Annotated in this window: 19 protein-coding genes; 6 read left to right on the top strand and 13 right to left on the bottom strand. The window is 67.2% G+C overall.

Annotation, left to right across the window (positions count from 1 at the left end):
* Window positions 1–3: 3 nt before the first annotated feature.
* Window positions 4–1,311, bottom strand: coding sequence for a substrate-binding domain-containing protein (locus LU688_RS17130; protein ID WP_110604499.1), 1,308 nt, complete (start codon window positions 1,309–1,311; stop codon window positions 4–6).
* Window positions 1,312–1,442: 131 nt separating this feature from the next.
* Window positions 1,443–2,840: a purine-cytosine permease family protein gene (locus LU688_RS17125; protein ID WP_038706367.1), complete on the bottom strand. Its 1,398-nt coding sequence runs from the start codon at window positions 2,838–2,840 to the stop codon at window positions 1,443–1,445.
* 260 nt (window positions 2,841–3,100) lie between these two features.
* Here LU688_RS17125 and LU688_RS17120 point away from each other — a divergent pair, with 260 nt between their 5' ends.
* Window positions 3,101–3,994, top strand: coding sequence for an EamA family transporter (locus LU688_RS17120; RefSeq protein WP_038706366.1), 894 nt, complete (start codon window positions 3,101–3,103; stop codon window positions 3,992–3,994).
* Between the two features lie 7 nt (window positions 3,995–4,001).
* Here LU688_RS17120 and LU688_RS17115 read toward each other — a convergent pair whose 3' ends face one another.
* The 4 genes from LU688_RS17115 to LU688_RS17100 form a co-directional block, all read right to left on the bottom strand.
* The gene (locus LU688_RS17115) at window positions 4,002–4,586 is read right to left on the bottom strand and encodes a LysE family translocator (RefSeq protein WP_094011416.1); all 585 of its coding nucleotides are present in this window, start codon (window positions 4,584–4,586) and stop codon (window positions 4,002–4,004) included.
* 49 nt (window positions 4,587–4,635) lie between these two features.
* A complete protein-coding gene (locus tag LU688_RS17110; protein WP_094011417.1) occupies window positions 4,636–5,466 on the bottom strand; it encodes an AraC family transcriptional regulator in 831 nt (276 codons plus the stop codon).
* A 78-nt stretch (window positions 5,467–5,544) separates the two neighbouring features.
* Window positions 5,545–6,159: a LysE family translocator gene (locus tag LU688_RS17105; RefSeq protein ID WP_038706363.1), complete on the bottom strand. Its 615-nt coding sequence runs from the start codon at window positions 6,157–6,159 to the stop codon at window positions 5,545–5,547.
* A gap of 34 nt (window positions 6,160–6,193) precedes the next feature.
* Window positions 6,194–7,114 carry a LysR family transcriptional regulator gene (locus LU688_RS17100; RefSeq protein ID WP_094011418.1) on the bottom strand — a complete coding sequence of 307 codons (921 nt, stop codon included), beginning with the start codon at window positions 7,112–7,114 and terminating at the stop codon, window positions 6,194–6,196.
* Between the two features lie 103 nt (window positions 7,115–7,217).
* On the opposite strand from LU688_RS17100, the gene nfsB reads away from it, so the two are divergent.
* Window positions 7,218–7,871, top strand: coding sequence for an oxygen-insensitive NAD(P)H nitroreductase (gene nfsB / locus LU688_RS17095; protein WP_038706361.1), 654 nt, complete (start codon window positions 7,218–7,220; stop codon window positions 7,869–7,871).
* A gap of 26 nt (window positions 7,872–7,897) precedes the next feature.
* Here the strand turns inward: nfsB and LU688_RS17090 are convergent, their stop codons facing one another.
* Window positions 7,898–8,818 carry a LysR family transcriptional regulator gene (locus tag LU688_RS17090; RefSeq protein WP_094011419.1) on the bottom strand — a complete coding sequence of 307 codons (921 nt, stop codon included), beginning with the start codon at window positions 8,816–8,818 and terminating at the stop codon, window positions 7,898–7,900.
* Window positions 8,819–8,929: 111 nt separating this feature from the next.
* Here LU688_RS17090 and LU688_RS17085 point away from each other — a divergent pair, with 111 nt between their 5' ends.
* Window positions 8,930–10,117, top strand: a complete 1,188-nt coding sequence (locus tag LU688_RS17085; RefSeq protein WP_094011420.1) for an MFS transporter — start codon at window positions 8,930–8,932, stop codon at window positions 10,115–10,117.
* A gap of 3 nt (window positions 10,118–10,120) precedes the next feature.
* Here LU688_RS17085 and LU688_RS17080 read toward each other — a convergent pair whose 3' ends face one another.
* The 5 genes from LU688_RS17080 to LU688_RS17060 form a co-directional block, all read right to left on the bottom strand.
* Window positions 10,121–10,753 carry a LysE family translocator gene (locus tag LU688_RS17080; RefSeq protein WP_038706358.1) on the bottom strand — a complete coding sequence of 211 codons (633 nt, stop codon included), beginning with the start codon at window positions 10,751–10,753 and terminating at the stop codon, window positions 10,121–10,123.
* 115 nt (window positions 10,754–10,868) lie between these two features.
* Window positions 10,869–11,876, bottom strand: a complete 1,008-nt coding sequence (locus tag LU688_RS17075; RefSeq protein ID WP_160291143.1) for an aldo/keto reductase — start codon at window positions 11,874–11,876, stop codon at window positions 10,869–10,871.
* 94 nt (window positions 11,877–11,970) lie between these two features.
* The gene (locus LU688_RS17070; RefSeq protein WP_160291144.1) at window positions 11,971–12,402 is read right to left on the bottom strand and encodes a hypothetical protein; all 432 of its coding nucleotides are present in this window, start codon (window positions 12,400–12,402) and stop codon (window positions 11,971–11,973) included.
* Window positions 12,399–12,944, bottom strand: coding sequence for a hypothetical protein (locus tag LU688_RS17065; RefSeq protein WP_232888060.1), 546 nt, complete (start codon window positions 12,942–12,944; stop codon window positions 12,399–12,401). The genes LU688_RS17070 and LU688_RS17065 overlap by 4 nt, the downstream gene beginning before the upstream one ends.
* Before the next feature lie 88 nt (window positions 12,945–13,032).
* Window positions 13,033–14,565, bottom strand: a complete 1,533-nt coding sequence (locus tag LU688_RS17060; protein WP_160291148.1) for an FAD-dependent oxidoreductase — start codon at window positions 14,563–14,565, stop codon at window positions 13,033–13,035.
* Between the two features lie 178 nt (window positions 14,566–14,743).
* On the opposite strand from LU688_RS17060, the gene LU688_RS17055 reads away from it, so the two are divergent.
* Genes LU688_RS17055 through LU688_RS17045 form a run of 3 tightly spaced genes read left to right on the top strand, consistent with a single transcriptional unit; the run spans window position 14,744 to window position 20,433 of the window.
* On the top strand, window positions 14,744–15,886 hold the full coding sequence (locus LU688_RS17055) for a MexC family multidrug efflux RND transporter periplasmic adaptor subunit (RefSeq protein WP_160291145.1): 1,143 nt from the start codon (window positions 14,744–14,746) through the stop codon (window positions 15,884–15,886).
* A 15-nt stretch (window positions 15,887–15,901) separates the two neighbouring features.
* Window positions 15,902–19,030: a multidrug efflux RND transporter permease subunit gene (locus LU688_RS17050; protein ID WP_094011423.1), complete on the top strand. Its 3,129-nt coding sequence runs from the start codon at window positions 15,902–15,904 to the stop codon at window positions 19,028–19,030.
* Between the two features lie 5 nt (window positions 19,031–19,035).
* Complete coding sequence (locus LU688_RS17045; RefSeq protein WP_094011424.1) at window positions 19,036–20,433, top strand: efflux transporter outer membrane subunit; 1,398 nt, start codon at window positions 19,036–19,038, stop codon at window positions 20,431–20,433.
* A 95-nt stretch (window positions 20,434–20,528) separates the two neighbouring features.
* Here LU688_RS17045 and mobA read toward each other — a convergent pair whose 3' ends face one another.
* Window positions 20,529–21,104 (bottom strand): molybdenum cofactor guanylyltransferase MobA, encoded by a 576-nt coding sequence (mobA, locus tag LU688_RS17040; RefSeq protein WP_104445189.1) that lies wholly within the window; start codon window positions 21,102–21,104, stop codon window positions 20,529–20,531.
* Window positions 21,105–21,143: the final 39 nt, after the last annotated feature.

Raw genomic sequence — 21,143 nt, 5'->3', positions numbered from 1 at the left:
GGGTCAGTACACCCACACCTCGACGCGGCGATTGCGCAGGCGCCCCTGCTGCAGATCGTTGTCGGCTACCGGCAACTCGTCGCCCATGCCTGTCACGTCCCTGGCCTGGACCCCGGCCCGGGCCAATTCGCGACGTACCGCCATGGCCCGCAGCCGCGACAGCAGGGCGGCGCGGCCGGGTGTTTCCTTGGGGTCGCCGAAGCCCACCAGCACCACCTTGCCCTGCAGCTTGCCGGCCTGACGCAGGTAGTCGCCGACCCGTTGCACATCGCGCAGGGCCTTGTTGTCGAGGCTGGCGCTGCCTTCCTGGAAACGGAAGTTGACGCTCAGGCGTTGCGCTTCGCTGGCCAGTGCCCGGTAGCGCGGCGGCATGCCGGCCTGGGCCGGTACCGGCTGTGGCTTGATCTGCTGGGAGACGAACCCCTGGTCGGCGACGATCGCCTGTCCGGCGGGGCTCTGGGCGAACTCCGCCAGGGCCCTGGCCTGGGGCGTGGCGTGGGCGGGCAGGTAGAAAAACAGGCGACGCGACAGCGGGTAGTCTTCGCTGGCCACCAAGGCGCGGCTGGGGAGCAGGGCAGGCGCGTCACCCTCGGCCACCGCCAACACCTTGGTCTGGTGGACCGTGCCCAGGCCGCTGAAGCCGATGGCCTGGCGGTCGGCCATGACCTGGGCGGCCAGCGCATCGGCTGATTCGAAGCGACGCGCCTGGGGGGCCAGCGCCTGGTTGTGCGGGGCAAGCACCAGGGCATTGAAGGTCTCGAAGGTGCCGGAGCGGTCGTCGCGGGCATACAGGTGGATCGCCCCGCCGGGCACGCCCAGCTGCTCCCAGCGCTGCAACTGCCCGGAAAACACCTGCGCCAATTGCGTGGTGGTCAGTTGCGCGAGGGGGTTGTCCGGATGGGTGATCACCGCCACGCCATCCAGGGCGATGACCTGCTCCGAGCCCGCGCCGCGCAGGTTGCCCAGGGCCTGCAACTGTTGCAGCTCGCTGTCACTGATCGGTCGCGAGGCCGCGGCCAGGTCCGCTTCGCCCCGGGCCAACGCGGCGAAGCCGGTGCTGGTGCCGTGGGCGGCGATGTCGATGTGCAAGGGCAGGCCGTTGCGATCGACAGCGTGAAGCGTGGTCTCGTTGGCGGAGACACCAGGCTGGCGCTCGATGGCGCTTGCGCCCTGCGCTTGCAACAGGCCCCGCACCAAGGCTGGGCCAAGCGCGGCGCCGATGGTGTTGGAGCCCTGGATACGCAGTTGCGCCGGCTCGGCGCAAGCCAGGCTCGCAAGCAGGCACAGCAGTAGGGGAAGCAGGCGAGGCATGCCGGAGACCTGTGGCACCGAGTTGCACCGCAGATTACGACAGAGATCTGACTGAAAGATGACAGCGCTGTTTTGGCCAGATGCAGCCTGGGAGCGGCGCTGCGCCGCTCCCAGGCTTGAGGGCTTTCAGCTCAATGGGTCTGCGGCACGATGATACTCGCCGGTGCCTCGGCCGCCCGACGGCGCGCCACGCAGTAGTACAGCACGCTGGGTACCACCAAACCGATCAGCCACGACACGTCCACGCCGCCCAGGTGCGCGACCATGGGCCCGGTGTACAGCTTGGTGTCGATGAACGGCATCTGCACCAGCACGCCGAAGGTGTACACGCCGATGCCTGGCCAGTTCCAGCGCCCGTAGCGGCCATCCGGGTCGGCCAGTGCCGGGATGTCATAGCGTTCCTTGGTGATGAAGTAGTAGTCCACCAGGTTCACCGCGCTCCAGGGCACGAAGAAGGTCAGCAGGAACAGGATGAACGACTTGAACGCGCTGAGGAACGAGTGCTGCCCGAGCAGCGCGACCAGGGTCGCCGCGCCGACGATGCCGAGCACGAACACCAGGCGCTGCACGCGGCTGATCTGCAGGTGGCCACGAAAGCCGCTGATGATCGTGGCGATGCACATGAAGCTGCCGTAGCTGTTGAGGGTCGAGATGGTCACCTTGCCGAATGCGATGCAGAAGTACAGCAGCGCCGCCGTGGTACCGGCACCGCCCAGGCCGACGATATAGGCCACCTCGCGGCCGGAGAACTGGCCACCGGCGATGGCCGCGGCGAACACGCCGAGGATCATCGAGGCCTGGGCGCCGAGCACCGAGCCCAGGCCGGCGGCGAGGAAGGTCTTGAGTGGCGAGGTGTGGCTGGGCAGGTAGCGCGAGTAGTCGGCCACGTAAGGGCCGAAGGCGATCTGCCAGGAGGCGGCCAGCGACACCGCGAGCAGGAAGCTGGCCCAGCTGAAGTGGCGGTTGTCGAGCAACTGGCCGATATCGGCCAGCATCAGGATGCGGCTGAACAGGTAGACGAAGGCGATGATCCCCAGCACGCTGGCCACCCGGCCGATCCAGTGGATCACCCGGTAGCCGGCCAGGGTCGCCAGCACGATCACCCCGGCGAAGATGAGGATGCCGGCGCTGTCGCTGATGCTCAGCAACTGGCCGATGGCCTGGCCGGACAGTACCGTGCCGGTAGCAGTGAAGCCCAGGTACATCAGGCACACCAGGGCCATGGGGATGGCCGCGCCGTAAACGCCGAACTGCACACGGCTGGAAATCATCTGCGGCAGCCCCAGGCGCGGACCCTGGGCGGCATGCAGGGCCATCACCGCGCCGCCGACCAGTTGCCCGAGCAAAAGGCCGATCAACGACCAGAACACGTCGCCGCCCAGCACCACGGCCAGGGCGCCGGTGACGATCGCGGTAATCTGCAGGTTGGCTCCCAGCCACAGGGTGAATTGGCTGTAGACCCGTCCATGGCGCTCAGACTCGGGGATGTAGTCGATCGAGCGGCGCTCGATCACGGGTTTGCTGGACATCGGGAGGCTCCGCTTCGTTGTTTTTGTGAAAGGCGGCGGCTATCGGCGGGACGCAGGGCGGATGGCCGAAGCCCGATATGATCATGTATATACAAGTCTGGTCAAGTGAAGCTTGCACAGGGTGATCGTGTGCTTTCTCCGGCCATCACAGCCGACTGTTACACAAGGCTGCTACGCAACTGTGCTGGTCCGCGGCGGCGTGATGCCCGTATGCTGTAACGAAATATGTCTATAACAAGCCTGAAGAAGGAATGCCTGCAATGCCACTCAAGGACCTGCTGATCGCCCTGGTGGTGATCATCGCCTGGGGCGTCAACTTCGTGATCATCAAGGTGGGGCTCGACGGCCTGCCGCCGATGCTGCTCGGAGCCCTGCGTTTCCTGCTGGTGGCCTTCCCGGCGGTGTTCCTGATCAAGCGCCCGAACCTGCCGTGGCGCTGGCTGATCGCCTATGGCGCGACCATTTCCCTGGGCCAGTTCGCCTTCCTCTTCCAGGCCATGGCCAGTGGCATGCCGCCTGGGCTGGCCTCGCTGGTGCTGCAGTCCCAGGCGTTCTTCACCCTGGGCTTCGCGGCCATGTTTCTCGGCGAGCGGCTGCGCCTGGCCAGTGTGCTCGGCCTGCTGGTGGCCGCCAGCGGCCTGGCGGTGATCGGTAGCGAGGACAGCGGCCACGTGCCGCTGGTGGCGCTGCTGCTGACCCTGTGCGGCGGCGCCATGTGGGGGATGGGCAACATCATCACCCGGCGTTTCGGCCAGGTGGACCTGGTCGCCCTGGTGATCTGGGGCGGGCTGATTCCGCCGCTGCCGTTCCTGGCACTGTCGTGGTGGCTGGAAGGCCCCGAGCGCATTGGCCATGCCCTGGCCAACATCGGCTGGAGTTCGGTGCTGGCCCTGGCGTACCTGGCGTTCGTCGCCACCATGGTCGGCTACAGCCTGTGGAGCAAACTGTTGTCGCGCCACCCGGCGGGCAAGGTGGCGCCGTTCTCGCTGCTGGTGCCGGTGGTGGGCCTGAGCTCCGCGGCACTGCTGCTGGGCGAGCGCCTGAGCGAGGCGCAAGGCTGGGGGGCGCTGCTGGTGATGCTGGGCCTGTTGATCAACGTGTTCGGGCCACGACTGGGGATGCGCCTGCGCACCGCCAGCGCCGGGCGCACCTGAGCGGCGCTCATACCAGCAAGGCCGACCAGGCCGACACCAGCAGCAACCCCGCCAGACCCTGGTTGAACAGGCGCAAGGCCCGCGACGAGCGCAACCAGCGTGCGCTGCCGATGCCCATCAATGCCCAGGCGGTCATGCTGGGTAGGGCGACCAGCAGGAACACCAGGGCCAGCCAGCCCATCGGCAGTGCCGGGGTGGCGAACAGGCCGACCATCGCCACCGCCGTCACCCATACCTTGGGGTTGACCACCTGCAGGGTCGCCGCGCTCAGTGGGCCAAGGCCACTGTCGTTGCCCGCCAGCAAGGGGGCGCAGGCGCTGCGCAGCATCTTCCAGGCCAGCCAGCTGAGCCACAGGGCGCCGGCCCAGCTCATGGCCAACTGCGCCAGGGGGTAGCGCAGCAGCAACGCGCCGAGCCCCATTCCCACCAGCCACACCACCGCCGCCGCCGCGCAGCAGGCCGCCACGATCGGTGCCAGGCTGGCGCGCAAACCGCGCCGGGCACCGTGGGCGAGGATCAACAGGTTGGTCGGCCCGGGGCTGATGCTGGCGGCCAGGGCAAACAGGATGAAGGGCAACAGCGAGTGCGACATGGTCATGGCTCCGTGTGATCGAGGCACCATGGTCGCGGCCAGCGCGGCTTCAGTCTGGAAGGTTTGAGCAGCGCTTGCGGTAGTCCGCCGGGGTCAGCCGGTAGGCGCGGCGGAACCAGCGGCCCAGGTGGCTCTGGTCGGCAAAGCCCAGGGCGGTGGCGACGCTGGCCGGCGTTTCGCCCAGGGCCAGCAGCCGCCGCGCGCGGGCCAGGCGCAGCAGGATCAGGTAGGCATGCGGCGCCAGGCCGAAGGCTGCCTTGAACGCCCGGGTCAGGCGGAAACGGTCGACGCCGCAGACCTGTGCCAGCTCGGCCAGGCCGATGTCCTGGTCCAGGTGCGCATGCAGATAGTCGCGGGCGACCTGGGCGCACAGCGGCAGGCGTGGATCTGGGTCCAGGCGTTTGCGCCAGTGCAGGTGGCCTGTGAGGCAGCTCAGCAGATCGTCCAGGGCGGTCTGGCGGACGATGCGCAGGTCGCTGTAGTGCACCGTCTCGAAGGCCCGGGCGGTGGCGCCGGCCAGGCGCGGATCCTGGTGCAGCAGGGTGCCGAAGCTGGGCAGGGCGCCTGAGGGGGCCTGCTCGAACAGGGCGCGCAGTTCGGTTTCCAGCCAGTTGGCGTCCAGGTACAGGGTCGAATAGGTGAAGCCTTCCACGGTTGGCGCATGGCCGTCGTGCAGGTCGCCAGGCTCGAGCACGAACACCTGGCCGGGCGTGCTGCAATGGCGTTCGCGGCGGCAGTTGAACTGCTGCACGCCCTGTTCGGTCACCCCGACCAGGAAGCTGTCGTGCCAGTGCGGGTCGTAGGCGTGGCCGGTAAAATGGGCGCGGACCGACTCGATGCCGGTGTCGGCGTCCTGTCTGAGATCGATCCAGTTGCTCATGGAGGCGGGCCGTGTGGGTGGTCGATGGATGACCTTAGCGCACAAACGGCCCAGGTGTTTAGAACGATTGTGCAGCCTTCAGCGCTGGGCCAGTGCCAGGTTGAGGCCAAGCCCGGCGAATGAGGCGGCGAAGCCGCGGCGCAACCAGGCCTGCACCTTCGGCGAGTCGATCACGGCGCGGCGGAACAGGTGGGCGAGCAGGCCATAGAGGACGAAGACGACGAAGGTCATGGCCATGAAAACCGCGCTGAGGCTGAGCATCTGCACGGTCGCGGAGCCGGCCTGCGGGACGATGAACTGCGGCAGGAAGGCGAGGAAGAACAGCGTCAGCTTGGGGTTGAGGATATTCAGCAGGCAGGCTTTGATCACCAGTTGGCTGGCGGCGGCGGGGGTGGCGTGCGCGTCCACGGCGAAGGCCGCACGGTCGCGCCAGGTGGCGTAGGCCAGGTACAGCAGGTAGGCGACGCCGGCGAACTTGAGGCCCTGGAAGGCCAGGGCGCTGGTGTGCAGGAGCGCCGAGAGCCCCAGCACCGAGGCCAGCAAGTGCGGGACGATGCCCAGGGTGCAGCCGGTGGCGGTCCACAGGCAGGCGCGTCGCCCGGCCACCAGGGCGCTCGATACAGTGAGGATGACCCCGCTGCCGGGGATCAGCACGATGATCAGCGCGGTGACGAGAAATTCCAGGCTTGGCATGAATGACAGCTCCTTGCGGTCGGGGGTGGATGCACTATACGCCCGGCGACAACGGCTGCAACATGTCGTCCGGGCGCAGCGCGGCGAAACGCTCGCGCAGCCACAGGTGCAACTGGGCCACGGCGGGGGTGAGCTGCTTGCGGTGCGGGCACACCAGGGTCACCGGGGTCAGCTCGCCGGGGTATTCGGGCAGCAGCAGCTCCAGCTCGCCGGCGGCGACATCGGCGCTGACATCCAGCCACGACTTGTAGACGATGCCTTCGCCTTCCAGCGCCCAGCGCCGCACCACGTCGGCATCGTCACTGAACAGCGGCCCGCGCACCTGCACGGTGCGGTTGCCCAGGCGCCATTTGTCGTACACCCGGCTTTGCTGCAGGTATAGCAGGCAGTCGTGTTGCTGCAGGTCCTCGGGGGTCAGCGGGCGGCCATGGCGCGCCAGGTAGTCCGGGGAGGCCGCCAGGACCCGGCGGTTCCACGGCGCCAGGGGCAGGGCAATGTAGTTGGCGTCCTCGTTCTGGCCGTAGCGGATGGCGACGTCCACCGGATCGCGATACAGGTCGGCCAACTGGTCGGAGAGGAAGAAGCGCAGGCCCAACCCCGGATGCTCGCGGCGAAATGCACTGAGCCAGGGCCGCAGCAGGTTGCGGCCCATGTCCGAGGGCGCCGCCACCTGCAACACGCCGCGCAGGCAGCTGTGGCTGCCATGCAGGTCCTCGCGGCCCTGGCGCAGGGCATCGATCACGCGCTGGGCGGTGGGCAGGTACAGCTCGCCTTCGGCGGTCAGGCGCAGGCTGCGGGTGGTGCGGGCGAACAGGCGCACATCGAGCTCGCGCTCCAGGCGCTTGATCGCCGCGGCCACCTGGCCGGGCAGCAGGTCGGCCTCGTGGGCCGCAGCGGTGAAGCTGCCCAGGGCGTTGGCACGGGCGAACAGTTCGAGGTCGTTGATGCGCAGCATTTTCACTCCAGGGATGAAAGTGTTGCTGCATTGTGCTGGTTTTTCTTTGCGGTCGGGAAGATAAGATGCCATTCATTCACGAACCCTTGAGGAATTGCCCTAGATGGACACCGTTGCCCTCGCCAAACGCCGTTACACCACCAAGGCCTACGACGCCAGCCGCAAAATCCCCCAGGCCACCATCGACGCGTTGCTCGAGCAGTTGCGCCACAGCCCGTCCTCGGTCAATTCGCAGCCCTGGCACTTCGTCGTGGCCGACAGCGCCGAAGGCAAGGCGCGCCTGGCCAAGGCCACCGATGCTCGATTCGCCTACAACAGCCCGAAGCTGCGCGATGCCTCCCATGTGATCGTGTTCGCCGCCCGCACCAACATGACCGAAGCTCACCTGCAGGCAGTGCTGGCGCAGGAAGCCGCCGATGGCCGCTTCCGTAACGAGCAGGCCCGCGAAGTCCAGGACCAGACCCGCCGCGGTTATGTCGACCTGCACCGCCATGACTTCAAGGACCTGCAGCACTGGATGGAGAAGCAGGTCTACCTGGCCCTGGGCACCGCGCTGCTGGGCGCCGCCGCCCACGGCCTGGACGCCACGCCGATCGAAGGCTTCGACGCCAAGGCCCTGGACGCCGAACTGGGCCTGCGCGAGCAGGGCTACACCAGCGTGGTGCTGCTGAGCCTGGGCTATCGCAGCGAGGAGGATTTCAATGCCGGTCTGAGCAAGTCGCGGTTGGCGGCGGGGCAGGTATTTACCTTCCTGTGAGTATCGGTAGTGGCGCTTGACCTGGGTCAGCCCTGAATCAGCGGCCCCAGGCGTTCGGCCAGGGCCTGGACCATCGCGCTCACCTTGGGCAGGTGTCCGCGGTTGCGGCGCCAGGCCAGGTTGATCGGCAATCCTTCCATCGCGTACGCCGGCAGTATCTGTTGCAGCGTCCCGTCATCGAGCTGGCGCTGCACCAGCCAGGTCGGCAACTGGGCGATGCCGTGCCCGGCGCTGACAGCTAGCGCCTGGCCTTCGGCATCGCCGATGGCCAGGCGCCCGGGCATGCCGCGCAGCTGCGTCAGGCCCGGGCGGGCGCCGGCAAAGTGCAGGGCCGGTGTGCTGCCGTCTGCGCAGGCATAGAGCACGCAGCCCTGGGCCTGCAGTTGCTGCAGGTCTTGGGGCGTGCCGTGGCGAGCCAGATAAGCGGGGGCGGCGCAGAACACCAGGCGCTGGCTGCCCAGGTAACGGTGCTCGATGCCTGGCTGCCAGGTTTGTGGTCCGCCGATGCGCACGACAATGTCGATGGCGTCCTCGACCAGGTCGACGAAGCGATCGGAGAGGGTGATGTGCGGTTGCAGCCGTGGATGCCGCGCAGCGAAGTCGAGTACGGCAGGGAGGCCGTGCAGACGGCCGAAGGTAGCTGGCAGGTCGATGCGCAGCTTGCCGCAGGGCGTATGGTGTTCATCGTTGAGGGCCAGTTCGGCTTCCTCGATGTCCGCCAGCACGCGGGTGCACGCGCGGTAGTAGTCGGCGCCGCTGTCGGTCAGGGCCAGGCGCCGGGTGGTGCGTTCGAACAGGCGCACCTGCAGGCGTTTCTCCAGGCGCGCGACGCCCTTGCTCACGGCGGAACTGGTGAGGTTCATGCGTTCGGCGGCGGCGATGAAGCTGCCAGCGTTGGCCACGCTGACGAAGAAGTCGATGTCCTTGAGGCGTTCCGAGGCAGACATGGCGAGGTCTTTTATTAATGAATCTGATTCACTTGATAAAGGAATAACTACCAGCAATAGGAACTAAATTCCAGATTAAGCTGGCCTTCCATTCAACCAGGATTGCAGCGGATGTCCACTTCCAGCCTGACCCACGCCACCCTCACGCGCCCAGCGCCGCGTACGGGGTTATCCATCGGCCTCTTCGCCATCGGCGGCTTCGCGGTGCTGACCACCGAATTTCTGATTCTCGGGCTGCTGCCGGCGCTGGCCCGCGACCTTGGCCTTTCGGTTGCGGGTGCGGGCCAGTTGGTCACGCTGTTCGCCGTGACCGTGATGTTGTTCGGGCCGCCGCTCACCGCCTGGCTGTCGGCAGTGCCGCGCAAGGGACTGTTCATCGCCATCCTGCTGGTGTTCGCCGCGTCCAACGCGCTGTCGGCGCTGGCGCCGAACATCTGGGTGCTGGCATTGGCACGCTTTATCGCCGCGCTGGCCTTGCCGGTGTATTGGGGCACCGCCAGCGAAAGCGCCGGGCAATTGGCCGGGGCGGGGCGCGAGGGCTGGGCGGTGTCACGGGTGTACCTGGGCATCACCGCCGCATTTGTCTTCGGCATTCCACTGGGCACGCTGGCCGCCGGGCTGGTCGGCTGGCGTGGCAGTTTCGCGTTGCTCGCCGGGCTGTGCCTGCTGGTGGCGCTGTTGATGTGGGCGTGGCTGCCGACTGTGCCGGCGGCACCCGCCCGTGCGCCGGGGGAGCGGCAGACGGTGATCCTCAAGGACCGCCGCTTCATCGCCCATGTGCTGCTCTCGGCGCTGGTGTTCACCGCCATGTTCACTGCCTACACCTACCTGGCCGAGACGCTTGAACAGCTGGCCGCCGTGCCGGCCGGCGAAGTGGGCTGGTGGCTGATGGGCTTCGGCGTGGTCGGCATGCTCGGCAACGGCCTGGCCGGGCGCATCGTTGATCGGAGCCCGCTGCGGGCGACCTTGCTGCTGTTGGCGATGCTGGCGCTGGGCATGGGCGCGGTCACCCCGTTGCTCGGCACTGCATGGCTGCTGGGGGGCGCGCTGGTGCTGTGGGGCATCGCCTACACCGCGCTGTTCCCGGTCTGTCAGGTGCGGGTGATGCAGGCCGGCGCCAAGGCCCAGGCCCTGGCCGGGACCTTGAACGTGTCGGCGGCCAATGCCGGTATCGCCGCCGGTGCGGCGTTGGGCGGCGCGTCGATCCAGGTCCTGGGCCTGGGCGCCCTGGGCTACGTGGCATGCGGGTTCGCCGTGCTGGCGATGATCGCCACCCTGGCCATGCTGGCGAGCGAGTGAGGCCTACACCGCCCGGGTGTTGAGCAGGCGCACGCCCAGGCCGATGAACAGCGCGCCGCTGGCGCGCTTGAACCAGGCCGCCAGGGGCGAAGCCTTCAGGCGCAGGCCGAAGCGCCAGGCGGTGAAGCAGTAGAAGGAGTGCACCAGGCAGACGATCAGCGAGCCGCTCAGGTACATGGCCGCGAACTGGCCGAAGATCGGCCGCCCAGGCTCGAGGAACTGCGGCAGGAAGGCGCAGAAGAACACCAGGGTCTTGGGGTTGCTCGCCGAGACCAGGAAGGCTTCCACGGCGATCCGCCATTGCGTCTGGGGCGGCGTCGCTACCACCTGCGCCGTCGGCGCGGTGGGGGCGCCTTTGCCCAGCAACTGGCGCAGGCCGAGGTAGATCAGGTAAGCGGCGCCGGCCAGCTTCAGCGCCAGGAACGCCGTGGGCAAAGAGATCAGCAGGGCGCCCACGCCCATGGCCACGGCGGTGATCGTCAGCAGTTGCGCGGTGAGGTTGCCGAACAGGGTCATGCCCATGCCGGACGGGCCGTAGCGCAAGGCGTTGCGCACAGTGAGCAGGACATTCGGGCCGGGGAGCAGCGAGGTGAGCAGGTAGGCGAAGGAGAAGGTCAACCAGAGGTGCAGGGCCATGGAGCGCGTCCTTTGCGCTGGGAAAAACACACAATGCCAGTAATCGGCGCGGACCGCCATTGGGCATCGCTGAGGGAGCGGCTTGCCCGCTCCCAGAGAAGTTGCCCAGGCCGGTTCAGCGTGCCAGGCGCCCGCTGACGAAGTGGGCGACATCGTTGAAGCCCGGGGTCGAGGCATGGCCGGGCGTCACCAGCGAATCGATGAAGGCCTCGTCCTCCGCCGTGACCTTGACCTCCAACGCACCGGCATAGGTGTCCCACTGCGCCTCGGTGCGCGGCCCGACGATGGCCGAGCTGACCAGGCGGTTGTTCAGCACCCAGGCGATGGCGAACTCGACGATGCCCACGCCCTTGGCCTCGGTATAGGCATGGATCTTCTGGGCGATGGCCAGCGATTCCTGGCGCCATTCCACTTCCATGATGCGCTTGTCCTGGCGACCGGCACGGCTGCCTTCGTCGGGGGCGGAGCCTGGCGCGTACTTGCCGCTGAGCACGCCACGGGCCAGCGGGCTGAACGGCACCACGCCCAGGCCATGGTAGGCGGCGGCGGTGAGTTGCTCGGGCTCGGCCTGGCGGTTGACGATGTTGTACAGCGGCTGGCTGACCACCGGCTTGGCCACGCCGAGCCTTTGCGCCACGTTGCAGATCTCGGCGATGCGCCAGCCACGGAAGTTTGACACGCCCCAGTAGCGGATCTTGCCTTGCGCCAGCAGGTCGCCGATGGCGCGCACCGTCTCTTCCAGCGGTACCGAATGGTCCTCGCGGTGCAGGTAGTAGATGTCCAGATAGTCGGTGCCCATGCGCGTGAGGGTGGCCTCGATGGCATTGAAAAGGTGTTTGCGCGACAGGCCGCTGCGGTTCGGCAGGCCATCAACCGGGCCATAGCCGGCCTTGGAGGCGATGATCCACTCGTGACGGTTGCGCGCCACCGCTTCGCCGACGATTTCCTCGGAGCGGCCGCCATTGTAGACATCGGCGGTGTCGACGAAGTTGATGCCCTGGTCCCAGGCCTTGTCGATGATGCGCAGCGAGTCTTCGGTGCTGGTCTGTTCACCGAACATCATGCTGCCGAGCGTCAGGGCCGAGACTTGCAGGCCGGAGTGGCCAAGGGGGCGGTAGATCATTGCGAGTCATCCTTTCCTTACAGTGTGGGTGAACTTGTTTTACACAGTTCACCCCGGTATTGAAAGCTCGCGGTGGCGAAGGCAGGGCGTGTACTCAGCGCGTCGGCAGGCCGAGCAGTTCGCGCCTTGTCTCCAAGGCAATGGTTGCATAACCCTTGCCGGTACCCCGGTTGCGCAACCCGTGGTCATGCTGGGCCGTCACGTCCTCCCAGCACTCGACGGACAGCAGGTGGCAGTAGCTACTGTCGGTTTCGATCTCGAAGTCTATGAAGCGTTCGGTATCGGTCAACAGACTGCCTGTCAGGCTGGCCATGCCGGGGAAGTCGAACTCAAGGTCCAGCAGCAAGGAGCGTGCCCAGTCGATCCCGTGGTTCTCGGCGACGCGCAGCAGAGCAGGCGGTATCTCACGGGTGAGCCAGGGCCTTGCCGACTCTCTGATGCGATGGGCAGTGAGCAGGTTCTGTTCCTGTACGTTGAGTTGTCGCTTCCTGAGCAGTCGCTGGATATTCGGGGAGCTCGAGTTCATCCGTCGACCCCGCCGCAGCAGAGAGCCTGTAGAAATTCCTGTTCGCCGTCTGCCTGCCACCAAGGGATGCGAACCTGGCCGCCTTGTTGCTGAAGTTGGCGCAGGAGCGACAGCAGGGCGTCGATTCGAGGCGCATCCCAGTCGGGCCCCATGCAATAGTCCAGTGTCAGGACGTGCTCACAGACCATCACGCCCAGGTCAGGGAGGGGCTGGCCATCGATGTCGATGCCCTGCGCCAGTACATGAAACGGTTCGACGACACCGTCGCTGACACGCGAGGCATCCTGTGGGCCGGTAAAGGGTATTTCGCGCCCGCTTGTCTTGTCCCACAAGCAACCGCGCTCCACCCTGGCACCGAGGGTGAACAGGCGTGTGAATGCGCTCGGCATGTCGGCGCTTACGGCAAAGTGGAGCTCGATTTCCGGCAGTGTCCCGTCGTCCTGGCTGAAGTAGTCTGCCAAAGGGTGTACTTGTGGCGTCTCTACCAGCGCCGGGGTGCTGGCGAGGAGGTGGGCCTGGTTTTTGTGCCGGTCCAGTTGCACTGGGTCAATCTCCATGCGATGAGGCGAGTCTGCGGCGTACTGTACGGTGAGGACCGTATCGGTGCCACTGCCGGGTCAACGCCAGGTCTCAATCCGGCCAGGCATCGATCAGCTCACGCGCCTCGCGGCTCGACAGCGGCCGCTTCATGCGCTGCGACAGCACGGCCATGGCCCGTGAACAGCCCTTGGCGATCACCGCCTCGACCTGGTCGTCCAGGCACTGCAGGGCGATGAAGTCGCCCTGTTCCGGCGAACCGACGTACTCGATACGGTTCCAGCCGCTGGCATGCCCGAGCACTTCGTAGGTGCGCCCGTGCTGGTAGGTCCAGAACAACGGCACGTCGTCGTAGCGGCGTCGCTCGCCGAGCATGTTGGCGGCGGCGATCACGCCGTGTTGCTGGGCCAGGCGCCAATGCTCGATGCGCACCGGGCGGCCGGCCAGGGGGAAGGTGGCGACATCGCCGGCCGCCCACAGGCCGTCGGCGGCCTGCAGGTGCGCGTCCACCGTGAGCGAATGGTCTTCGGCCAGGGCCAGGCCCTGGACGAAACGGGTGGCCGGGGTGACGCCGGTGCCCAGCAGCACCAGCGCGGTTTCCAGGCGCTCGCCATTGGCCAGCAGCACGGCCTCGACGCGCTCGTGGCCGTCGAAGCCGATCACCTCGGTCGGCCCGTGGAACTGCACACCCTTGCGCTCATGCAGCTCGCGCAGGGTCTGGCCGATGCGCTCGCCCAACTGCCTGGCCAGCGGGATGGCGTGGCGTGTGACCACATGCACCTGCAGGCCGTACTTGAGCAGGGCGCTGGCGGCCTCCAGGCCGATGAAACCGTCGCCGACGATCACCACCGGCTGGCCCGGCTCGGCCAGGTCGAGCAACTGCGCGGCATCGGTGCGCGAGCGCAGTACGCAGATGCCGGGCAGTTTCACGCCGGGGAGCTGGGGGCGGTTGGGCTTGCCGCCGGTGGCCAGCAGGGCGGCGTCGTATTTCAACTGCTGGCCGTCGGCCAGGCTGATCACGCGCTTGCCGGCATCCAGCGCGCGTACCTTGCCGTGAATGCGCTGCAGCTGGCCTTGGCGCAGGTCGACTGACGCGAGTAGTGAGGACACTTCGTCCACCGGCATTTGCCCGGCGATGACGAACTTGCTCAGGGCCGTGCGATCGTAAGCGTTCGGCTGTTCCTGGTCGATCCACAACAGGCGGCCGGCAAAGCCATGGTCGAGCAAGGTGGCGATGGCGGCGGCCCCGGCGGCGCCGGCGCCCACCACGACAAAGGTGCGCGCGTCGGTGTGGCGCGGCGCTTCAGCCTCGGGTAGTGGCTGCTCGTCCACCCATACCTGGCCGTCCCTGATCTGCACAGCATGCCGGCGCAGACCGGCCAGCGCCGGCGGCTCGCACACCGCGCCGTCGTCCACGGCGAAGGCGGCCTTGTGCCAGGGGCAGATCAGCAACCCACCACAGACCGCGCCTTGTTCCAGTGGCGCGCCCTCATGCGGGCAGTTGGCCTGGTAGGCACGCACCCGCTCGCCCTGGCGTACCAGGACGATTTCTTCGGTACCAACCTGAACGCGCAGGGGACGGAGTTGTTCAAGCTGGTCGAGGCTAGCCACGGCATGGAAGGTCATGGGGATCTCCTCACGGGTTGTGTTCATTTGACGCCTGCACTGGGTGCGGGCTGCGCTCAGCCGACGATTGGACGGTAATCACAATATTTCACAAAAACTTCAAATGAGACTAAATTGACTCAAATCGAATGTGTAAGTACCATTCGCGCCAATTCTAGTTAACGGCTCGGGTGAGTTAATGAGCAATTTGCGTGCAATAGGGATGGTCAGCTGGCTGGCAGTGGCGGTAGCACTGGCCGGCTGCGGAGCTGCTGAAGAACAGCAGGCCGCGACTGAAACGGCATTTCCGGTGGAGACCGTGACGCTGGCCAGCGAACAGCTGGCCCTGGCCTCGACCCTGCCGGGCCGGGTCGAACCGATGCGTGTGGCCGAGGTGCGTGCCCGGGTCGCCGGCATTGTCCTGCACAAACGTTTCGAGGAAGGCGCCGACGTCAAGGCTGGGGATGTGTTGTTCCAGATCGATCCGGCACCGTTCAAGGCTGCCCTGGCGCGTGTCGAGGCCGACCTTGCGCGGGCCCAGGCGGTGCAGCAGGAGGCCCAGGCACGGGTCAAGCGCTATGAGCCGCTGGTCAAGATCGAGGCGGTCAGCCAGCAGGACTTCGACAGCGCCAGCGCCGAGCTGCGCAGCGCCCAGGCGGCCGTGCGCTCGGCTCAGGCCGACGTGCAGACCGCGCGTCTTAACCTGGGCTATGCCACGGTCACCGCGCCGATCTCCGGCCGCATCGGCCGCGCCCTGGCCACCGAAGGCGCCCTGGTCGGGCAGGGGGAGGCCACCTTGATGGCGCGCATCCAGCAGCTCGATCCGATCTACGTCGACTTCACCCAGTCCGCCGCCGAAGCCCTGCGTCTGCGTCAGGCCCTCAAGGACGGCGCGCTCGGCGCTGGCGACGACAAGGCGCTGACCGCCCAGGTGGAAGGCACCGACTACCAGCGCCAGGGCGCGCTGATGTTCACCGACGTGGCGGTCGACCGTGGCACCGGCCAGGTCACCTTGCGCGGTCGCTTCGACAATGCCGACGGCATCCTGCTGCCGGGCATGTACGTGCGCGTGCGCACCCCGCAGGGTACCGACCAGCAGGCCATCCTGGTGCCGCAGCGCGCGGTGCAGCGCGGCAGCGATGGCGAGGCGCGGGTGCTGGTGGTCGGCACCGGCAACCTGGCCGAGGCGCGCAGCGTGCGCACCGGCGGGATGCACGGCTCGCGCTGGCAGATCACCGAGGGCCTGCGCGCCGGTGACCAGGTCATCGTCGGCGGCCCGGCCGGCCTTGCCCCGGGCATGCCGGTGCAGCCGGCCCAGGCGCAACAGACCGCGGCACACTAAGGCGAGGGTAGCGAGATGTCCAAGTTCTTCATCAATCGGCCGAACTTCGCCTGGGTCGTGGCGCTGTTCATATCCCTGGCCGGTTTGCTGGTGATCCCGGCGTTGCCGGTGGCCCAGTATCCCAGCGTGGCGCCGCCACAGATTTCCATCAATGCCGTCTACCCGGGCGCGTCCGCCAAGGTGATGGTCGAGTCGGTAACCAGCATCATCGAGGAGTCGCTCAACGGCGCCAAGGGCCTGCTGTACTACGAGTCCACCAACAACTCCAACGGCGTGGCCGAGGTGATGGTGACGTTCCAGCCCGGCACCGACCCGGATATGGCCCAGGTCGATGTGCAGAACCGCCTGAAGAAGGCCGAGGCGCGCATGCCCCAGGCGGTACTGACCCAGGGTCTGAAGGTCGAGCAGGCCAGTTCCGGCTTCCTGCTGATGTACGCCCTGACCAGCGCCACCGGTGGCCGTGACGACGTCACCAGCCTGGCCGACTATGCCGCGCGCAACATCAACAACGAGCTGCTGCGCGTACCCGGCGTGGGCAAGTTGCAGTTCTTCGCCTCCGAGGCGGCGATGCGGGTCTGGGTCGATCCGCAGAAGCTGGTGGGCTACGGCCTGTCCATCGACGACATCGGCAACGCCATTCGTGGCCAGAACGTTCAGGTACCCGCCGGCAGTTTCGGCAGCACGCCCGGAGCCAGCGAGCAGGAACTGACCGCGACCTTGGCCGTGCAGGGCACCCTGGAAACCCCCGAGGCCTTCGCCGGCATCGTCCTGCGCGCCAACCCGGACGGCTCCAGCGTGCGCCTTGGCGATGTCGCGCGCCTGGCCATCGGCAGCGAGAACTACAATCTCTCGGCGCGCCTGGACGGCAAGCCCGCCGTGGTCGCCGCTGTGCAGCTGGCGCCGGGCGCCAACGCCATCGAAACCGCGACCCTGGTCAAGGAGCGCCTGGCCGAGCTGTCGCAGTTCTTCCCCGACGGCGTCGAATACTCGGTGCCCTACGACACCTCGCGCTTCGTCGACGTGGCCATCGAGAAGGTGATCCACACCCTGATCGAGGCCATGGTGCTGGTGTTCCTGGTGATGTTCCTGTTCCTGCAGAACGTGCGCTACACCCTGATCCCGTCGATCGTGGTGCCAGTGTGCCTGCTGGGAACGCTGATGGTCATGAAGCTGCTGGGTTTCTCGGTGAACATGATGACCATGTTCGGCATGGTGCTGGCCATCGGTATCCTGGTGGACGACGCCATCGTCGTGGTGGAGAACGTCGAGCGCTTGATGGCCGAGGAAGGGCTGTCGCCGGCGGAAGCCACCATCAAGGCGATGGGGCAGGTTTCCGGGGCGATCATTGGTATCACCATGGTGCTGGCGGCGGTGTTCCTGCCGTTGGCGTTCATGTCCGGTTCGGTCGGGGTGATTTACCAGCAGTTCTCCGTGTCGCTGGCGGTGTCGATCCTGTTCTCCGGCTTCCTGGCCCTGACCTTCACCCCGGCGCTGTGCGCCACGCTGCTCAAGCCTGTGGCCCATGGGCACCACGAGAGGGGCGGTTTCTTCGGTGCCTTCAACCGCAGCTTCGCCCGTGTGACCGAGCGCTATTCGCTGATGAACAGTGCACTGGTGGCCCGTGCCGGGCGCTGGATGCTCGCCTATGTCGGCATCCTGGTGGTGCTGGGTTATTCCTACCTGCGCGTCCCGGAGGCCTTCGTGCCCGCCGAGGACCTCGGCTACGGCATCGTCGACGTACAACTACCGCCTGGCGCCAGCCGGGTGCGCACTGACCATACCGCCGAAGCGCTCGAGCAGTTCCTGATGTCTCGCGAGGCAGTGGCCAACTCGATCGTGGTGACCGGTTTCAGTTTCTCGGGCCAGGGAGAGAATGCCGCGCTGGCTTTCCCGACCTACAAGGACTGGTCGCAACGTGGCAAGGGCCAATCGGCGGCAGACGAAATCGTCGCGACCAACGAGCGCTTCGCGGCCAACGGCGACGGTGCCATCACCGCGGTCATGCCGCCGCCGATCGACGGCCTGGGCAACTCCGGCGGTTTCGCCCTGCGCTTGATGGACCGGGGCGGCCTGGGGCGTGAAGCGCTGCTGGCGGCCCGTGACCAGTTGCTGGCTCGAGCCAACGGCAACCCGGTGTTCCTGTACGCGATGATGGAAGGCCTGGCAGAAGCACCACAGTTGCGCGTCCAGATCGACCGCGACAAGGCACGCGCCCTGGGGGTGAACTTCGAGTCGATCAACAGCACCCTGGCCACCGCCTTCGGTTCGGCGGTGATCAACGACTTCACTAATGCCGGGCGCCAGCAGCGTGTGGTGGTGCAGGCCGAGCAGGGCGAGCGCATGACCCCGGAAAGCGTGCTGCGCCTGTACGCACCTAACGCCCGCGGCGAGCAAGTGCCGTTCAGTGCCTTCGCCACCACCCAGTGGGAGGAAGGGCCGGTGCAACTGGTGCGCTACAACGGCTACCCGTCGATCCGTATCGCCGGCGACGCCGCACCCGGCTACAGCACTGGCCAGGCGATGGCAGAGATGGAGCGCCTGGTCGGCGAGCTGCAACCCGGCATCGGCTATGCCTGGACCGGCCTGTCCTACCAGGAGAAGGTCTCCAGTGGCCAGGCCGCCGGCCTGTTCGCCCTGGCCATCCTGGTGGTGTTCCTGCTGCTGGTGGCGCTGTACGAGAGCTGGGCGATCCCGCTGACGGTGATGCTGATCGTGCCGATCGGCGCCTTGGGCGCGGTCTGGGCGGTACTGCTCACCGGCATGCCCAACGATGTGTACTTCAAGGTCGGCCTGATCACCATCATCGGCCTTGCGGCGAAGAACGCCATCCTGATCGTCGAGTTCGCCAAGGAGCTGTGGGAGAAGGGTTACAGCTTGAGCGACGCCGCCATTGAAGCCGCGCGCCTGCGTTTCCGCCCGATCGTGATGACCTCCATGGCCTTCATCCTCGGCGTGGTGCCCCTGGCCATCGCCACTGGCGCCGGCGCGGCCAGCCAGCGTGCCATCGGTACCGGGGTGATTGGCGGCATGCTCAGCGCCACCTTGCTGGGCGTGGTGTTCGTGCCGATCTGTTTCGTCTGGGTGCTCAAGCTGCTCAAGCGCAAGCCGGCCCCTGTGCAACATGCTGTCGAGGTGACGAAGTGATAGTCATGGGTAAATGTGCACTCCCGTTCGCGCTGGCCGTTACCCTGGTCGGCTGCTCCCTGGCACCGACCTACCAGCGCCCGGAGGCGCCGGTGGCGGCTGCCTGGGGCGATGCCGCCGGCCATCATGGCAAGTCGGTGGAGCAGCTGGACTGGCAGGCGTTCATCGTCGATCCGGCCTTGCGTCAACTGGTCACCACGGCACTGGACAACAACCGCTCCCTGCGTCAGACCCTGCTCGACATCGAGCAGGCCCGAGCGCAATACCGTATCCAGCGGGCCGATCGGGTACCAGGCCTGAACGCCGGTGCCTCCGGTAACCGCCAGCACCTGCCGGCGGACCTGTCGAACAACGGCAGGGAAGGGGTCAGCAGCAGTTACCAGGTGGGGCTGTCGCTGCCAGAGTACGAAGTGGACCTGTTCGGTCGGGTCAAGAGCCTGAGCGATGCGGCGCTGGAGCAGTACCTGGCCACCGAGGAAGTCGGCCGTGCCGCGCGCATCGCGCTGATCGCTGATGTCACCCAGGCCTACCTGACCCTGGACGGTGCCGAACGGCGCCTGACGCTGACTCGCCAGACCCTGGCCAGCCGCGAGGACTCGCTGGCCCTGGTCGGCCAGCGGCGCGCCGCTGGCACGGCCACGGCGCTGGACCACCAGGAGGCGCTGGGGCTGGTCGAGCAGTCACGGGCCGAGCTCGAAGGTATCGTGCGCGAGCAGCGCCAGGCCTACAACGCCCTGGCGCTGCTGCTGGGCAGCGCCGAGGCGGCCAAGGCGATTCCCGCCGAGCGGATGCAGGCGCCGATGGTCCTGCAGGACATCGCCCCAGGCGCGCCGTCGGCGCTGATCGAGCGCCGCCCGGACATCCTGGCCGCCGAGCACCGGCTGCGGGCGCGCAATGCCGATATCGGCGCGGCGCGGGCGGCGTTCTTCCCGCGGATCAGCCTGACCGGCAGTTTCGGCACTTCCAGCGCGCAGATGTCCGGGTTGTTCGACGGCGGCTCGCGTAGCTGGACGTTCATGCCGCAACTGTCGCTGCCGCTGTTCGACGCCGGGCGCAACAAGGCCGGCCTGAGCCTGGCCGAGGCGCGCAAGGATTCGGCGGTGGCCGCTTACGAAGGCACGATCCAGAGCGCCTTCCGCGAAGTGGCCGACGCCCTGGCCGCCACCGATACCTTGCGCCGCGAGGAAGCCGCGCGGCGCGCCCTGGCCGACACCAGCCGGGCGACCGTGGCGCTGGCCAAGGCGCGCTATGAGGGCGGGGTGGACAACCACCTGCGCTACCTGGACGCGCAGCGCAACGGCTATGTCAACGAAGCGGCGTTCATCCAGGCCAGCACCCAGCGCCAGCTGGCACTGGTCGATCTGTTCCGTGCCTTGGGCGGTGGCTGGCCGGCCCAAGGTTGAAATGCCTCCTTTGGTTGGGAAGTCCAACCGCTTGGCCCCAGGTGTCCCTGCCTTGGGGCCTTTTTTTGCCCGCGATAGGGCCGAGCAGGCGAGCGTTAATCGCGCAACAGATCCGGACTGTTGAAGTTGCTCAACCGCGCATCGTCCCCGGCACACGCCAACCCCTGCACATTCGCCTGCAGCAAGGCCTTCTGCAAACTCCGCTCACCCGCCTGCCAGGCGTGCTCCAGCAATGGCAACACGCGCCGGGGCAACACACTGAACATCGGCTGCCAATACCCACCCTGGCGCACCATGGCCGCGCTGTCATGCGCCTCGGCCAGGCGCAGCAGGTCCTCGACCAGCGCCCGGTCGATGCGCGGCGCATCGCAGGCCAGCACTACCACCCATTCGTGCCGGGCTGCCCTGAGCCCGCTGATCACGCCGGCCAGCGGACCGGGAAAGTCCGCTTCGGCGTCGGTGACGAGCTGGTCGGCGTAGATTGCGTAGGCCGCCTGGTTGCGGTTGCAGGAGATCACCAGGTCATCGCTCAACGCCCGCACAGCGCGCTGCACATGCGCCACCAACGGCTCGCCGCGCCAGGGCACCAGCCCCTTGTCGCGCCCGCCCATGCGCTGGCCACGGCCGCCGGCGAGGATAAGGATGGAGCAGGGGGGAAGAACGTCGGGCATGAAAAAGGGTTCCGGGCAGTCAATGCCGGGAACCCTCCC

This window comes from Pseudomonas soli, from assembly GCF_021283165.2.
GTDB classification, from domain to species: Bacteria; Pseudomonadota; Gammaproteobacteria; order Pseudomonadales; family Pseudomonadaceae; genus Aquipseudomonas; species Aquipseudomonas soli.
The sequence above is the reverse complement of the archived record's forward strand: the minus strand, read 5'-3'. Positions and strand labels throughout refer to the sequence as shown.

What these genes read in the sequence shown, in the direction of transcription:
- LU688_RS17075 (WP_160291143.1), bottom strand. Translation starts at nt 11,876, where the DNA reads ATGATCTACCGCCCCCTTGGCCACTCCGGCCTGCAAGTCTCGGCCCTG.
- mobA (WP_104445189.1), bottom strand. Translation starts at nt 21,104, where the DNA reads ATGCCCGACGTTCTTCCCCCCTGCTCCATCCTTATCCTCGCCGGCGGC.
- LU688_RS17125 (WP_038706367.1), bottom strand. Translation starts at nt 2,840, where the DNA reads ATGTCCAGCAAACCCGTGATCGAGCGCCGCTCGATCGACTACATCCCC.
- LU688_RS17110 (WP_094011417.1), bottom strand. Translation starts at nt 5,466, where the DNA reads ATGAGCAACTGGATCGATCTCAGACAGGACGCCGACACCGGCATCGAG.
- LU688_RS17130 (WP_110604499.1), bottom strand. Translation starts at nt 1,311, where the DNA reads ATGCCTCGCCTGCTTCCCCTACTGCTGTGCCTGCTTGCGAGCCTGGCT.
- LU688_RS17050 (WP_094011423.1), top strand. Translation starts at nt 15,902, where the DNA reads ATGTCCAAGTTCTTCATCAATCGGCCGAACTTCGCCTGGGTCGTGGCG.
- LU688_RS17105 (WP_038706363.1), bottom strand. Translation starts at nt 6,159, where the DNA reads ATGCCAAGCCTGGAATTTCTCGTCACCGCGCTGATCATCGTGCTGATC.
- LU688_RS17085 (WP_094011420.1), top strand. Translation starts at nt 8,930, where the DNA reads ATGTCCACTTCCAGCCTGACCCACGCCACCCTCACGCGCCCAGCGCCG.
- LU688_RS17055 (WP_160291145.1), top strand. Translation starts at nt 14,744, where the DNA reads ATGAGCAATTTGCGTGCAATAGGGATGGTCAGCTGGCTGGCAGTGGCG.
- LU688_RS17090 (WP_094011419.1), bottom strand. Translation starts at nt 8,818, where the DNA reads ATGTCTGCCTCGGAACGCCTCAAGGACATCGACTTCTTCGTCAGCGTG.
- LU688_RS17115 (WP_094011416.1), bottom strand. Translation starts at nt 4,586, where the DNA reads ATGTCGCACTCGCTGTTGCCCTTCATCCTGTTTGCCCTGGCCGCCAGC.
- LU688_RS17070 (WP_160291144.1), bottom strand. Translation starts at nt 12,402, where the DNA reads ATGAACTCGAGCTCCCCGAATATCCAGCGACTGCTCAGGAAGCGACAA.
- nfsB (WP_038706361.1), top strand. Translation starts at nt 7,218, where the DNA reads ATGGACACCGTTGCCCTCGCCAAACGCCGTTACACCACCAAGGCCTAC.
- LU688_RS17060 (WP_160291148.1), bottom strand. Translation starts at nt 14,565, where the DNA reads ATGACCTTCCATGCCGTGGCTAGCCTCGACCAGCTTGAACAACTCCGT.
- LU688_RS17045 (WP_094011424.1), top strand. Translation starts at nt 19,036, where the DNA reads ATGGGTAAATGTGCACTCCCGTTCGCGCTGGCCGTTACCCTGGTCGGC.
- LU688_RS17080 (WP_038706358.1), bottom strand. Translation starts at nt 10,753, where the DNA reads ATGGCCCTGCACCTCTGGTTGACCTTCTCCTTCGCCTACCTGCTCACC.
- LU688_RS17100 (WP_094011418.1), bottom strand. Translation starts at nt 7,114, where the DNA reads ATGCTGCGCATCAACGACCTCGAACTGTTCGCCCGTGCCAACGCCCTG.
- LU688_RS17120 (WP_038706366.1), top strand. Translation starts at nt 3,101, where the DNA reads ATGCCACTCAAGGACCTGCTGATCGCCCTGGTGGTGATCATCGCCTGG.